Raw genomic sequence first — 15253 nt, 5'->3', positions numbered from 1 at the left:
GTTTGCAAGAGCGTCTGCTGTACCGCTTCTGACCTGGGGGTTCACCCGCGATTAGCGGGCCGGGGGGCACAGGACGGGCACGGACCTTCGCATGACAACGGGCGTCAGTCGGCAACGGTCGGACGCTCACTGGCGCGAAGGCCCGACCGCCGCGTTCGAGTGGGCTCCGCAAACTGAAGTCCCGTCGCCAGCTGGCACGACGCCGCACGACAGGGTCGGCCGACATCACTGCACAGAACAGGTGACACCTATCCGCGCAGTAGTCGCCCCCGCTACTCAGGGCAGACGGAGGGCCCTGTACACCGCGCCGTTGTGAGACGCCTGGGCATCGTTGCCGGTTGCGTCTGCGGGGAGCCTGACGCGGGCGCCGGGAGGACCCCTCCTCACTCATGTGAGGGCAGCCGCCTCCGCAGGGCCTCAAGAAGCTCCGGGTGCGCCGTCGTCCGGGCGAGCACCGGCACGCTGGCCAGAGGCGCCGCGAGCTCGACCTCCTGGCCGCCGGACCACGACCGGCCGGTTCGCGGGTCCAACCACTCTGCCCCCTCGGGCAGGTACACGAGCCGGGACGTGACTCCACGTTCCAGCACGGGTGCCACGAGGATGTCCGACCCGAGCAGGAACTGGTCGTCGACGTCCCAGCAGACGGAGTCGTCTGGGAAGTCGTGGAAGAGCCCCCGCATGACGGGTTGGCCCTCGGTGTGGGCGAGCGACATGACCTCTCGAAGGTACGGCCGCATGGCCTCGCGCAGGTGCACGTACGGCGCGAGGAGGTCGTAGACCTCCTCGCCGTAGCTCCACAGCTCGTTCGGGGCGCCCGTGCGCAGCCGCCGTGAGCCGTCGGCGGCGCGCACGTCGGCGTGCGGAAGCCGGTCGCCGTGCAGGCGCATGACCGGGCAGAACGCGCCGAACTGGAACCACCGCACGAGCAGCTCGTGGAACGCGGGGTCGGTGCTGTCGCCGGCGTGGAAGCCGCCGATGTCCGTGGTGAACCACGGGATGCCCGCGACGCCCATGTGGATGCCCGCCGTCAGCTGACGTCGCAGGTCGGTCCACGTCGAGGAGATGTCGCCGGACCACACGAGCGCGCCGTGGCGCTGGCTGCCGGCCCACGCGCAGCGGACGAGGTTAACGACGTCGGTCTCGCCCGCCGCGCGCAGACCCTCGTCAAAGGCGGCCGCGTACAGCTGCGGGTACACGTTGCCCACCTGCGCCACGGGCCCGAGGTGGTAGCGGTAGTTGTCGAAGTCGTAGACGCCGTACTCCGGCTCCGCCTCGTCGAGCCAGAAGGTGCGGATGCCGTGGGCGAGGTAGTTCTCGCGGCACAGCCGCCACAGCTCCGCCCGCGCGCGGGGGTTCGTCATGTCGAGGAACCGGCTCGGACCCTCGAAGGCCATGTGCGGCGCCATGCCGCGGTCGGTGCGGACGAGGAGGTTCTCCTTGGCGAAGCGGTCGGAGTTCTCGCTGTCGAGGGCGACCTGCGGCCACACCGAGACCATGAGCTCGACACCGTGCTCACGGAGCTCGGCGACCATGGCGGTCGGGTCCGGCCAGAACTCCTCCTCGAAGCGGAAGTCGCCCATCCGGGGCCAGTGGAAGAAGTCGGCGACGACGACGTCGAGCGGCAGCCCGCGACGCCGGTGCTCCCGGACCACCTCCAGCAGCTGCTCCTGGTCGGTGTAGCGCAGCTTGCACTGCCAGAAGCCGAGTCCGCGCTCGGGCATGGGCGGGGCGTGGCCGGTAGCGTCGGAGTACGCGGCCGTGATCTCGGCCGGGGTGTCGCCGACGGTGAGCCAGTAGTCGAGCTGGCGGGTGTGCCCGGCCTCCCACTCGGTGCGGTTTCGCGCGAACGTCGCCCGCCCGACCGCGGGGTTGTGCCACAGCAGGCCGTACCCGGCGCTCGACAGGACGAAGGGGACGCTCGCCTGGGAGTTGCGGTGGGCGAGCTCCAGCGTGCAGCCCTTGAGGTCGAGGACGTGCTGCTGGTACTGCCCCATGCCGTAGAGCTTCTCGTCGGGCCGGGCGTGGAAGGCCGCAGTCAGGGCGTGGTCACCACCGGGGTGGGCGCGCCAGTCTCGGGCCCGCATCTGCAGCGACCCGCCGGTCGGGACCTCCTCGAGGAGCACGTCGCCGCGGGCGTCGAGGAAGCGCAGCCGGCACCGGTGGACGGTGTGCCCGACGGACTCGTACAGCGTCGACGTCGCCTCGGCGACGACCGTCAGCCGCCCGACCCGCAGCCGCGCGGTCGTCGTCGACCCCTGCGGCAGCGGCTGGGGTGCCTCCACCTCGGTCGTCGCCGTGACGTCGGCCGGGGGCAGCAAAGCCCAGTCCGTGTCGAGGACGTCGCCCGTCATGACGGCGCGCACCCGTACGGCGTCGGTGCCCCACGGCTCGACGACGAGGGTCTCGCCGTCTCCTCTCCACACGAGGCGCCCACCGTCGGTCTCGAAGGCGGCCACGTCCACCGTCGGGTCGGTCGTCACGTCGTCGGCAGCCACACCCGCATCGTGGTTGGAGCCCGCTCCGCCCACGAGTGGTAGGGCACGAGGGGGAGCTCGAACGGTCGACCGCTGTCCGCGGGCGGGCGCGGGCCGAACGGCGGGCGACCGCCCTCGGCCGGCTCCGGCGCGGGGACCACGGCCCCGGCGGCGCGCGCACGCCCGGCCCCCACCGGGCGGACCCGGCCCGCGGGATCGACTCGGACCTCCTCGACGTCGACACCGGCGGGCAGGTCGGTCGACTCCACGCACAGCACCAGCGGACCCGCCTCGACCGCGACGCAGCCGCGCACGGCGTCGACGCGCGGATCCGGCCACGTGAACCGCGGCGCCACCGGGAGCAGCAGGCGAATGCGCTCCCCGACCGCGAACCGCCGCGTGACGTCCGCCCAGCCCGGCGGGGCCTCGCCCTCGCCCTGCGGGGTGACGAGCCGCGCCCCCTCTGCCCAGTGCGGGACCCGCAGCCGCACGGTGACGGGCCGGTCCGGCGCCTCGACGACCTCGACGTCCACCTCGCCCTCGACGGGGTAACGGGTGCGGACGCGGAGCGCCAGGTGGCCGCCCCCTGTCAGGCCCACACGCACCTCGGCTCCGGCGTACTGCAGCAGCGTGACGACGTCGCCGCCGCCGGGCGTCTGCTCGACCCCCACCGCGTACGCCTGCCACGACGCGAGGGTGCGAGCCACGTTGGTCGGGCAGCACGACACGTCGAACCACGGCGCGCGTGTGCCGCCCTCGGCACGAGGGTTCTCGGTGTCCTGGTCGACGTCGGAGCCCGCGACGCGCTGCTGCAGCGGGTTGGCGTAGAAGAACGCCCGGCCGTCGGAGCGCGGCGACGTCGCGACCACGTTGAAAAGCGTCCGCTCCATGAGGTCGACGTAGCGCACGTCACCCGTGGCCAGCCACAGCCGCCACGACACCATGACCGAGGCGACGCCGGCGCAGGTCTCGCAGTAGGCCCGGTCCGGTGGGAGCTCCCAGTCCTCGCCGAAGCCCTCGTCCTGGTGCCGGGAGCCCATCCCGCCGGTGATGTAGGTGCGCCGCTCGACGGTGCGGTCCCACTGCCGTCGCACCGCGTCCAGCAGGTCGTCGTCGCCGAGGTCGACGGCGACGTCGACCGCGGCGGCGCCGAGGTACAGGGCACGGACGGCGTGCCCGCGCCACACGTCCGCCTCCCGGACCGGGAGGTCGTCCTGGAAGTACTGCGGTCCCAGCAGCGGGATGGCCCCCAGCCTGCCGTGCCCGCGCCGCTCGACGAAGAGCAGGGCCTGCTCGACGTACCGGCGCTCCTTCAGCGCACGCCCGAGCTCGGCGAGACCGAGCTCGACCTCTGGGTGGCCGCAGATGCCGTCGCGACCGGAGGAGCCGAACTCGCGGCACACGTGGTCGGCGAGACGGCGGGCCACACGGACCAGCTCGTCCTCCGGGGCCGTGCGGGCCCGCGCCACCGCGGCCTGGAACAGGTGCCCCGCGCAGTACAGCTCGTGGCCCTTCTCGAGGTCGCTCCAGCGGGGGTCCTGGCCGTCGTGGCCGAAGCACGTGTTGAGGTAGCCGTCGTCGTCCTGGGCTGCGGCGACCCGGACGGTGAGCCGGAGCAGCATCGCCTCGGCGTCGGGGTCGCCGGTCCTCGCGTGCTCCCACGCGAGCGCCTCCATCAGCTTGTAGACCTCGGAGTCGGAGAACTGCCAGCCCGGCCGGTACCCACCGGTCGTCCCGGTGAGCACCCGGTCGAAGTTGTCCAGCCAGCCGAGCCGCTCCAGCCACGCGAAGCAGTGGGCGAGCGTGGCGTAGCCGTTCACCCGCTGCCGCTCCGCCCAGAAGCCGTCGGTGAGCACGACCTCGTCGAGGTCGACCCCGCGACGGGACGCGCCGCTGGGTACAACCGGACGGGCGCCGGATGCGTCGAGGGGGGCAGCGGCTCGTGCCGCCGCGGTTGCACGCGGCGGTGCGGTGTGGGTCACGTGGTCCTGCCTTCTAGTCCTTGACGGCGCCGGCGGTGACGCCGGCGGCCACGTAGCGCTGGGCGATGACGAGCAGCACCGCAGCAGGCACCGACGCGACGACGGCCGTGGCCATGATGGCGTTCCACTGCGTGGTGTTGTTGCCGATGTAGGCGTAGATGCTCAGCGTGATCGGGATCGCGTCGCCGTTGCGGTTGAGGGTCGAGGCGAACACGAAGTCCGACCACGCCCAGAGGAAGGCGAACAGCGACACGGTGATGACGGTGTTGCGGCTCAGCGGCAGCACGATGGAGCGAAAGGTGCGCCACGTGCTGGCGCCGTCGACCTTCGCGGCGTTGATGAGCTCGTCCGGCAGGCCGCTGATGAAGGCGGTGAAGAGCAGCACCGCGAACGGCACGGCGATGGTCGAGTCGGCGATGACGAGTCCCCAGACCTCGTTGAGCAGGCCGAGGCGGACGTAGATCGCGTAGAAGCCCATGGCCATGACCACGGCGGGGATCATCTGTGCGACGAGCAGCAGGAACGACACCGCACCGGCGCCGGGCGGGCGGAGCTTGGCCAACGCGTAGCCGGCGGGCGCGGCCACGACCACGGTCAGCACGACCGTCGCGAGGCCGATGAAGAGGCTGGTCGCGAGGGCCGGGAGCTGTTGGTCGAGGACTGCCCGGTAGCCCTCGAAGGTGGGGTCGACCGGGAAGAGCTGGGGCGGGTCGCGGCGCAGGTCCGACGTGCGGGTCAGCGACACGTTGAGGATCCAGTAGACCGGGAAGAGCATGACCGCGGTGAGCAGGACCCCGATCGCCGTGAGCCCCCAGCTCCTCGGGCGTGGCCGCCGCCGGGTGGCCGCGCGGGAGGTGGTCGTGGTGGTGGTGGCGCTCACGAGCGGGCCTGCCGACGCTGCAGCCACAGGTAGAGGAAGCCACCCGCGAGCGCGACGAGGATGAGGAGGTTGCCGACGGCGGCCGCGGGCGAGAAGTCCGGCCGGCCGGTGCCGAACGCCTCCCGGTAGGACCAGACGGCGAGCGTCGTGGACGCTCCGGCGGGACCGCCGCTCGTCATCACCCAGATGATGTCGACGACCTTGAGCGTGTAGATGAGACCGAGCAGCAGGGTGACGGTCGACACGGGCACGAGCAGCGGGAAGGTGATGCGGGTGAACTGCTTCCAGCCGCCGGCCCCGTCGAGCGCGGCGGCCTCGTACAGCTCGCCGGGGATGTTCTGCAGGCCGGCGTAGAGGATGACGAGGTTGAAGGGGATGCCGAGCCAGATGTTGGCGATGGTCACCGAGGCGAGCGCCCAGCCCGGAGAGGTGAGCCAGTTGACCTGGTCGACGCCGAAGAGGGCGAGGAAGGCGTTGACGACGCCGTTCTCGCTGTTGAGCATCCACGCCCACGCGGAGGCGGAGACGATGAGCGGCAGGAGCCACGGCACGAGGAACAGCGCCCGCAGCCACATCGACAGCGGGAAGTGGCGTCGGAAGAAGACGGCGAGGGCCAGCCCGAGCGCGTACTGGAAGACCAGCGAGACGCCGGTGAACACCACCGTGTTGAACACCGCCTGGTCGAACAGCCGGGAGGTCACGACGTCGACGTGGTTCTGCAGGCCGACGAACTCCGCGTCGCCGGTCACGAAGGCGCGGATCGTGTAGTCGTGCAGGCTCAGGTCGACGTTGCGGTACAGCGGGTAGGCGTAGAAGGCGACGAGGTAGGCCAGCAGCGGCGCCATGAACAGCAGCGCGGTCCAGCGGCTGCCGGATCGCCCGCCGCGGCGTCCGGTGGGCCGCGGGCCGGCCGGGGCGTGGGGGCCGTCCCCTGACGGCACCACCCCGGGGTCGCCTGCGCCAAGGTCCCGCACGACGTGTGCGGTCCTGCCTCTCGCCTCGCGCACGGGCGGGACGCTCATGGGTCTCCTCCTCCTGCTCGCAGCGACCTGTCGCTGCCGGTGGGCCACGCGCCCGGCGGTCGTGCCCGCCGGGCGCGTGGGTGTCCGGCCTCGCGGTCAGCCGACCTCGGAGCTCGCGTCGGTCTGGGCCTGGGACAGGGCCTCCTCCGCGGAGAGGCTGCCGCTGAGGGCCTGCTGCACCGCGGTCCACAGCTGCTCGGAGATGATCGGGTAGTCCGTGCCGAGGTTGTCGCTGGTGCGACCCTTGGCGCTGCGGACCGCGTCGACCCACGGCTGCAGGCTGTCGTCCTCGCTCAGCAGCGCCTCCTGCCCGTCCTCGGTCGGCGGGATGTAGTACGCGAACGTGGTGGCGGTCTCGACCGCGCCCTCGGTGTCGGTCATGCACTCCGCGATCTGGCTGGTGACCTCGTACCGCGAGGTGTCCTCCTGCACCGGCGCGATGAGGAACTCACCACCGGTCGGCGTCGGTGCGACGCCTCCGTCCTGGCCCGGGATCTGGATGATGCCCGTCTCGAAGTCGGCCTCGAGAGCGCTGTTCACCTGCCACGTGCCGTTCTCGGCGAAGGCGAAGTTCCCGGTGAGGAACTCCTCCCAGACGGTGTTCTGAGAGTTGGTGATGACGGTGTTCGGCGCCAGTCCCTGCTCGAGCCAGTCCGTCCACAGCGTGAGCGCCTCGACGGCCTCCGGCGAGTCCAGCTGCGTGAGGTCGGCACCTGCGCCCCAGAACCACGGGAGGAACTGGAACGAGCCCTCCTCGGTCCCGATGGCGGAGAACGTGATGCCCTCGCTGCCGGCCTCGGTGACCGTCTGCAGCGCCGTCGTGAGGGAGTCCCAGTCGGTGATGGACGCCGGGTCCACGCCGGCCTCGGAGAGGACGTCGGCGTTGTAGTACAGGGCGAGCGTGTTCGCCCCGATCGGGATGCCGTAGGTCTCGCCGTCGACCTCGCCGGCCGCGAGCAGGTTCGGGTCGATGTTCGAGGTGTCGAGGCCGAGCTCGTCGACCGTGGTGACGATGCCGGTCTCCGCCAGCGTCGACACGGCCGGGTTGTCGAGCAGGATGATGTCGGGGCTGGTGCCCTCCTGGGCGCTCAGCAGCGCCTGGTTGGTGAGGGCGGTGGTGTCGTAGGCGGTCCGCTCGATGGTGACGCCGGCCTCGTCGGCGCACGCCTCGACACGGTTCTGCCAGTCGCTGCCGGCCTCGTGCTGGGGGTAGGGGTCCCACCACGTGTACGTGCCGCCGGCTGCGGCGTCGCCGTCACCGGCGCCGGCGGCGGCGGTCGACCCGTCGAGCGCGGCCTCGTCGGACGCGCACGCCGCGAGGGCGAGCAGGCAGGCGGTCGCGGCGACGGCAGTCGCGGCGCGCCGGTGGAGATGGGTTCGCACGGTGTTCCTCCTTGAACGGGTGGTGCGTGGACGCGACGCGCTGCGCGCGACGCGTGCGGACGTGACGGTGGGGCGGTGGGGTCGGAGCGGTGGGACGTGACGCCGTCAGGGACGACGGGACGTGCTGCCCCGGTCGTCGAGGACCGGGGAGACCAGCCGTACGACGTGCGGCTCCGAGGCAGCTGCCGCGCCGTTCTCGATGCGCTTCACCAGCTGGCGGACCGCCATGCGCCCGAGCCGGTCGGGCGCGCTCTCGACGAAGCTGTAGGGCAGGCAGAAGTACTGCGCGAACTGGCTCGACCAGCGGCCCACGACCGACAGGTCGTCGGGGGCCCGCAGCCCGCGCGCGCTGAGCACCGAGGGCAGGGCGGTGCCCGCGGCCTCGTTGTTGAGCAGCAGGCCGGTGGCGCCCGGGTGGGCGTCGAGCAGCTCGTGGATCCGCTGCGAGACGTCCGCCTGGTCAGGTGGGCCGTAGGCGGTGTGCAGCACGACACCGCGTCGCACCGCCTCCTCGCGGGCGGCGTCCTGCAACCGCCACACGTAGGCCCCGCCGCGCTCGACGACGTGCTCCGGCTGGGACAGCAGCACGAGCTCGCGGTGACCGAGCCGGTGAAGGTGCTCCACCATGAGCCGCCCGGCCTCCTCGAAGTCGAGGTCGAAGACGTCGACGCCGCGGCAGTCGGCCGGCAGCCCGACCAGGGCACCCGGCTGGCTCGCCTGCTGCAGCACCGGCACGCGGGCGTCCTGCTCGGCGACGTTCAGGAGCACGACACCGTCGACCATCCGCGAGGAGAGCACCCGCTCGAGCGCGGCGGGTCCGTCGGGCTCGCTGATGAGCAGGACGTCGTAGCCCAGGGCGCGTGCGGTGTTCGAGACGCCGAGGAAGTACTGCATCATCGCCGGGGCGAACTCGTCGTCGTAGAACTGCGCCAGCAGTCCGAGGACCTTGGTCTGCGACGTTGCGAGCGCCCGGGCGCCGGCGTTCGGCGTGTAGCCGAGCTGCTCGACCGCGGCCGCCACGCGGCCGCGGACGTCCTCGGACAGGGACCGCTTCCCCGACAGCGCGTAGCTGACGGTGCTGCGGGACACACCCGCGACACGGGCCACGTCGCCGATGGTCGCCACGAGCTGCTCCTTTCCGGACGACGACGGTCCGCTTCGGCGGAACCGGTTCGACACGGCGTCGAGGGGCCGTCCTGGCGCCGATGACAGCAGCGGGAGCGGAACCGCGTCAAGTGTCGGAGGAAAATTTGTCGAACCGGTTCGCCAGACGCGCACCGAGTTGCGCGGCGGGACAAACTCGGTGATAGCCCGTCCCACCTGCGTCGATGCGACTGGCGGCCGTGTCGGCGTGCCCGTTCCTACGGACCGGAGACAGGTGCACTACGTACCGACCGGGCCCTTCAGGACCAGGAAATGGCGAAGCGGTTCGACTAATCGACTCGCCGCCACGGGTTGACGGTCCAGCCGCGGCGGCGTACACACTGCGACAGCCACCCGTTTGGATCCGTTTGGCACATCACGCTGTCGAACCGGTTCGACACAGTGGCGTCGCACGAGGTCGTGCCAGGCGTCGTGCGGTCCCCCGACCACGAAGGAATCGGAGATCCCAGCGATGGAGCTGACGCCACACCACCACCCACGTCCGGGTGGTGCACGTCTCGCCAGGAGCGCCCTCGCCGGCGTCGCCGCGGGCGCGCTGCTCGCGGCCGGTCTCGCGGCCGCGCCCGCCCAGGCGGCCCTGCCCGCGCCCACCGTCCACTACGACTTCGACGGCGACCTGACCGGCGGCGTCGTCGCCGACTCCAGCGGGTCCGGTCTCGACGCGACGCTCGTCAACCCGGGCACCGCCTCCAGCGTCGACGGGCCGGACGGCCGCGCCCTGTCGCTTCCCGGTGGCGCAGCCGCCACGAGCGCCTACGTCCGCCTACCCCGAGGCGTCCTCGAGGGCTCGACGGACCTCACGGTCTCCGTCCGCGCCCTGTGGGACGGCACGGGCGGGCCATGGCAGCGCCTGTTCGACCTCGGCTCGAACACCACCCGGTACTTCTTCGCCACGCCGTCCAACGGCGACGGGCGGCTGCGGACCGCGATCACCGTCGGCGGCGGCGGCGCCGCCGAGGACGTCGTCACGGGCGGGGCGGCGATGCCCGCGCAGCAGTGGCGCACCAACACCGTCGTGCTCGACACCGACGACGACACGCTCACCCTCTACCTCGACGGCGTCGCCGTCGGCTCGACCGAGACCGACGTCACCGGCGCGCAGCTGCTCACCGCGACGGCGACGAGCTCCGGCTACATCGGCCGCGCGTTCTACCCGGACCCGCTGCTCTCCGGTGACGTCGACGACTTCCAGGTCTTCCACTCCGCCCTCGACGCCGAGCAGGTCGCCGAGCTCTACGGTGCGGAGCTGCCGACCCTCGACGCCGTCGCGGCCACGGAGTTCAGCATCCGCACGGCCATCGGCACGGCTCCGGACCTCCCCGCCGGCGTCCTCGGTGAGTTCTCCGACGGCTACGACCGCCAGGTCCCTGTCGAGTGGGAGCCCGTCGACGCCACGCAGTACGCGCAGGCGGGCCGCTTCACGGTGACCGGCACCGCGGGCGGCACGACCGTCACGGCGACGGTCGACGTCGTCCGCGAGGGCGAGCTCACCGTCGACCTCGGCAGCGACACCGGGGACTTCCTCGGCGGCGCGGCCGGTGTGCTGTACGGGTTGTACGACGACGGCATGCCGAGCGACACCCTCGTCGAGGGCTTCGGGCTGCGGACGGTCGCGACCAAGGGCCAGGACGGCGCCCAGCACCCCGGCTCGGACGCGCTGGAGGTGCTCGAGTCCCTCGCCCGCACCACCGAGGGCAAGGTCTACGTCCGCACGACGGACTACTACCGCGGCTTCCCCTACCAGTGGCCCGGTGACACACCCACGGAGCGGCTCGAGGGCTACTTCGACGTCATGGAGATGCAGCTCGACCAGATCGCCGAGCTGCTCGCCGAGAAGCCCGAGCTCACCGACAACGTCGTGATCGAGCCGTTCAACGAGCCCGAGGGCAACATGTTCGGCACTGGGCAGTGGAGCTACAACCGGGTCAGCTGGCTCAACGACCCGACGGACTACTTCGCCGCGTGGGACCGCTCCTACCGCCTCATCGAGGAGAAGCTTCCCGGGGTCGAGATCGCCGGGCCGGGCACCAGCGTGCTGTTCGGCCAGGTCCGCGGCTTCATGGAGCACACGCTGGAGGCCGGCACCACCCCGGACATCATCACGTGGCACGAGCTCAGCGACCCCGCCACCATCCGCGACTCGGTCGAGCGCTTCCGCAGCTGGGAGGACGAGCTCTACGCCGGCACCGACCGCGAGGGCACGCACCTGCCGATCAACGTCAACGAGTACGCCTTCAACTATCACACCTCCGTGCCCGGCCAGATGATCCAGTGGATCTCCGCGGTCGAGGACTCGAAGGTCGAGGGCATGATCGCGTTCTGGAACATCAACGGGAACCTCGCGGACTCCGCGGTCGGCTCCGACCGGGGCAACGGCCAGTGGTGGCTGTACAACGCGTACTCCGCCATGACGGGGCACACCGTCGAGGTCACCCCGCCGCAGCCCGGCGAGAGCTACACCCTCCAGGGCGTGGCGACGCTCGACGAGGAGCGGCGGATGGCGAAGGCCATCATCGGCGGCAAGGAGGGCGCCTCCTACGTCAACATGATCGACGTCCCCGCCGACGTCTTCGGTGACGAGGTGCGGGTCACCGTCGAGGAGATCCCGTGGACGGGCCAGCTCGGCGACTCGCCGCAGCCACGGTTCGTCGACGAGCTCACCGTCGACGTCGTTGACGGCGCCATCGGCCTCGACTTCGGCGGCGCGCGCCTCCCGGGCCTCACGGAGTCCTCCGCGTACGAGATCACCGTGACGCCGGTCGGCACCGGCGAGACCACGCAGGTGCCCCCGACGTCGTTCGACGCCTCCTTCGAAGCCGAGGCGGCCACCTGGGTCGGCGGCGCCGGCTACAGCCGCAACGGCCCCGAGGGCAGCCCGCAGAACGTGAGCGGCTTCTTCACCTCGGGCCTGTACAACGTCGGCGGCCTGCGCACGGGCGTCGACGGGCGGCTCGACTTCACCGTCGAGGTGCCGGAGGACGGCACGTACGACCTCCAGGTCTTCACCAGCACCCTCAACACCTTCGAGCGGGTGCAGGAGCAGGGCCCGACCAACGTGTTCGTCCGGGTCGACGGGGCCGCGGAGCAGGAGCTCTTCCTGCCGCTCGGCTACAAGTGGGTGGTGTGGGACCACGCCGACACCACCGTCGAGCTGACCGCCGGCACCCACACCATCTCGCTGGCGACCCGCAGCCTGGACGGCACGCAACAGACCGTCGGTGACGCGATCATCGACCGGATCGTCCTGAAGAAGCCGTCCCCGACCTCCGCCACGGCGGTCTACGAGGCGGAGCTGGCCGAGCCCTTCGGCGCCGACGCGCGCTACGACCTCACCGGTGAGATCTCCGGTGCCGGTGGCGCCGCGGTCGGCGAGGGGGACGAGCTCACCTTCTGGGTGTACGCGGCCGAGCCCGGTGAGCACACGCTCACCGTCGACGCCGCGGACGACGGGACGGGCACCCTGCTCGTCGGCGGCACCGAGGCCAGCGGCCTCAGCGGGACCACCGCCGTGCCCGTCTACCTCAACGGCGGCGTCAACAAGGTCGTCGTCACCGGCGACCTCGTCGTCGACCGGCTCGTCGTCGAGGCGACCGAGGGCGCCCTCAACGCCACGGACTACGAGGCGGAGGACGCCGAGCTCGCGGGCGACGCCGTGGTCGTCGACCTCTCGCTCGCCGGCGGCGGCCAGGCCGTCGACGGGATTGGCGGGGGGCCCGGCAACAGCAACACCCTCACCTTCACCGTCGAGGCGGAGCAGGCGGGCACCCACGCGATGACCGTCCGCTTCTCCAACCCCGAGCAGGTCCCCGCCACGCACTACAACCCGAACCCGATGGCCCGCTACGCGTGGCTGTCGGTCAACGGGGGCGAGGACCGGCAGGAGATCTTCGTGCCGACGTTCCACGAGAACCAGTTCGCGGAGAAGACGATCCTGCTGCAGCTCGAGGCGGGAGAGAACACCATCCGCTGGCGTTCCGAGGAGCCGACCAACTGGGACGGCGAGACGTACGCCAGCGACACCTGGCCCGACCTCGGGCTCGACCTGCGGGCCGACACCGCCCCCGTCGTCGACCGCATCACCGTCGCGCCGTTCTCGGTGCCGGCGGCGGAGGAGCCGGAGCTCGGCACGGACACCTCGCTGGGTGACGTGCTCGGTGCGGACACGTCCGGTCCGGAGAACCCGCGTGAGGCCGACGGGTCGGACTTCGACCTGCTGGCCTTCGCGGTGGGCCGGGTGCTCGCGGCCCGTCCCGACTCCCCGGTCTCGTTGCTGGGTGACCCGACGCAGCCGCTGACGGCGTTCCTGCCGGACGACGACGCGTTCGTGGCCTACCTCGACGCGACGACGAGGGGTCGGGTGCCGAACGAGAAGGCAGCGGCCGGCCGGCTGCGCGGGCAGTTGTCGGTGGACGCGCTGGAGGCGCTGCTGCTGGACCACGTCGTGCTGGACGCGACGCTGGATTCCGAGCAGGTGCTCGCCTCCGACGGCGCGGAGCTGACCACGGCCGGGGGCGCCACGCTCACCGTCGACGTGGCCGGCACCACCGTGCGGCTGCTCGACGCCGACGGTGACGTGGTGGCCACGGTCACCGACGTCGACGTCAACCTCGGGCAGGTCCAGGTCGGCCACGTCGTCGACCGGGTGATCGCGCTCGGCTGACGCACCGCCCCGCTCCACCAGCTGCGGCCCGGGTCCGGTCTCCGGGCCCGGGCCGCAGCGCTCCACCACCCCACCCGGCACGCCCCCGCACCAAGGACCCCGGTGACGGCCTCACCAGATCGACTGGAACCGCTGATGGCGAAGAACGGTCGTCCCAGCCAGCACGACGTCGCCCGGCTGGCGCAGGTCTCGCACCAGACGGTCTCGCGGGTCCTCAACGACCGCGAGGGCGTCGGACCCGGCACCCGCCGACGGGTGCACGAGGTGATGGCGGCCCTCGGTTACCGGCCGGACGAGTCGGCCCGGGCCCTCGTCACGCGGAGGAGCACGGTCATCGGCGTCGCCGTCGCTCGGGTGGACCTGTACCGCCAGGCACGCATCGTGTCGTCGGTCGAGCGGGCGGCACGTGAGCGCGGCTACACCACCCGGCTGCGCGCGATCGACGACCTTGCGCCCCGCAGCGTCGGTGCGGCGCTGGCGGACCTGCTGGACGCCGCGGTCGCCGGCGTGGTCATCGCCGCACCCGTGCGCCGGTCGGGCGCGCCGACGGCGGGGCGCGTGCCGGCGGTGTCCATCGACGGTGATCCTCGGGGGGCCTGGTCCGTGCTGGCCAGCGACCAGCGGGCGGGCGCTGCGCTCCTCACGCGGCACCTCCTCAGGTTGGGCCACCGGACCGTGCACCACGTGGCCGGTCCCGCGACCTGGCGCTGCTCGCAGGAGCGCCTCGACGGCTGGGAGCAGGCACTGCTGGAGGCAGGGGCGCCGGTCCCTGCTGTCGTGCGAGGTGACTGGTCCGCGCGCAGCGGTTACGCCCGGGGGCGTCACCTGGCGCGCGACGAGAGGGTCACCGCTGTCTTCGCCGCGAACGACGCCATGGCCCTCGGCGTCGTGCGAGCCGTGCAGGACTGTGGCCGCGGCGTCCCGACCGACGTGAGCGTCGCGGGATTCGACGACGTGCCACAGGCCGCCTTCTACGGCCCTGGACTCACCAGCGTCCGGCAGGACCTGGCACGGCTGGGCGCGTCCGGTGTCGAGGTCGTGCTGGCCATGGTCGCCGGTGGTCGGGGCGGCCCGGACGAGCAGCCCGCCACGCTGCCACCGTCGCTGCTCGTCCGGCGGGCCTCCACCGGACCGCCGCAGGCTCGCCGACAGGGCACGACCAGCTCCGCGGACGACCTGGTCTCGCGTACCCCGCCGACGACGACGTCGCGACGCAGGCGCCGAGCGCGGCTCACCGTCGACCCTGCTCGCGCGACGAGGCCCGTAGACAGGAGCAGCACGACCCCGCCGACCGCGACGTCGGCCCATCCGGATGCTTTGGGACGTCGCGATGCGGAGCCGATGACCGCACTCAGGTGGACGCTTCCAGGGGCAGCGACGGAGCCAGTCGACGCAGCGAGCGATGGGAGGCACGAGGGCGTCAGACAGCTCGGTGAACACCGGCAGCAGCGACCCGGTACACCTTCGCGCCGGTCGGGCTGGGCCGCACGGTCTTGGCGACCCGCCTGCTGCAAGGGGGCTGCAGCATGGACAGGTGACACATGACCTCCACTGCCTGTGGATAACGCTGCGGCAACCTTGACCAGACCCCTCTCGTGGTGGATTATTCCTCTTGCGGAGGGCGTGGTGTGTGGGCTCAGGACATCCCGGACGGATGTCTCAGGTGATCCCGGACTGCTGTCTCACGA

At 72.0% G+C, this 15253-nt stretch carries 8 protein-coding genes; 2 read left to right on the top strand and 6 right to left on the bottom strand.

What is annotated here, in order from left to right:
• Positions 1-383: 383 nt before the first annotated feature.
• The 6 genes from WAA21_RS06295 to WAA21_RS06270 form a co-directional block, all read right to left on the bottom strand.
• Positions 384-2495, bottom strand: coding sequence for a glycoside hydrolase family 31 protein (locus WAA21_RS06295; protein ID WP_336921922.1), 2112 nt, complete (start codon positions 2493-2495; stop codon positions 384-386).
• Positions 2477-4330: a glycoside hydrolase family 127 protein gene (locus tag WAA21_RS06290; protein WP_336921921.1), complete on the bottom strand. Its 1854-nt coding sequence runs from the start codon at positions 4328-4330 to the stop codon at positions 2477-2479. Before WAA21_RS06290 ends, WAA21_RS06295 begins: the two co-directional genes overlap by 19 nt.
• 139 nt (positions 4331-4469) lie before the next feature.
• Positions 4470-5231, bottom strand: a complete 762-nt coding sequence (locus WAA21_RS06285) for a carbohydrate ABC transporter permease (RefSeq protein WP_336922033.1) — start codon at positions 5229-5231, stop codon at positions 4470-4472.
• A 101-nt stretch (positions 5232-5332) separates the two neighbouring features.
• A complete protein-coding gene (locus tag WAA21_RS06280) occupies positions 5333-6358 on the bottom strand; it encodes a carbohydrate ABC transporter permease (RefSeq protein ID WP_336921920.1) in 1026 nt (341 codons plus the stop codon).
• Between the two features lie 96 nt (positions 6359-6454).
• Entirely contained in the window at positions 6455-7741 is a 1287-nt protein-coding gene (locus WAA21_RS06275; RefSeq protein WP_336921919.1) for a sugar ABC transporter substrate-binding protein, read from the bottom strand.
• 105 nt (positions 7742-7846) lie between these two features.
• Positions 7847-8866, bottom strand: coding sequence for a LacI family DNA-binding transcriptional regulator (locus tag WAA21_RS06270; RefSeq protein WP_336921918.1), 1020 nt, complete (start codon positions 8864-8866; stop codon positions 7847-7849).
• Positions 8867-9356: 490 nt separating this feature from the next.
• On the opposite strand from WAA21_RS06270, the gene WAA21_RS06265 reads away from it, so the two are divergent.
• Positions 9357-13565: a LamG-like jellyroll fold domain-containing protein gene (locus WAA21_RS06265; RefSeq protein WP_336921917.1), complete on the top strand. Its 4209-nt coding sequence runs from the start codon at positions 9357-9359 to the stop codon at positions 13563-13565.
• Positions 13566-13700: 135 nt separating this feature from the next.
• On the top strand, positions 13701-15110 hold the full coding sequence (locus tag WAA21_RS06260) for a LacI family DNA-binding transcriptional regulator (RefSeq protein ID WP_336921916.1): 1410 nt from the start codon (positions 13701-13703) through the stop codon (positions 15108-15110).
• The last annotated feature ends 143 nt before the right edge of the window (positions 15111-15253 follow it).

The sequence above is a fragment of the Aquipuribacter sp. SD81 genome (assembly GCF_037153975.1).
GTDB lineage: Bacteria > Actinomycetota > Actinomycetes > Actinomycetales > JBBAYJ01 > Aquipuribacter.
This window is presented reverse-complemented; position numbering and strand designations above follow the sequence as displayed.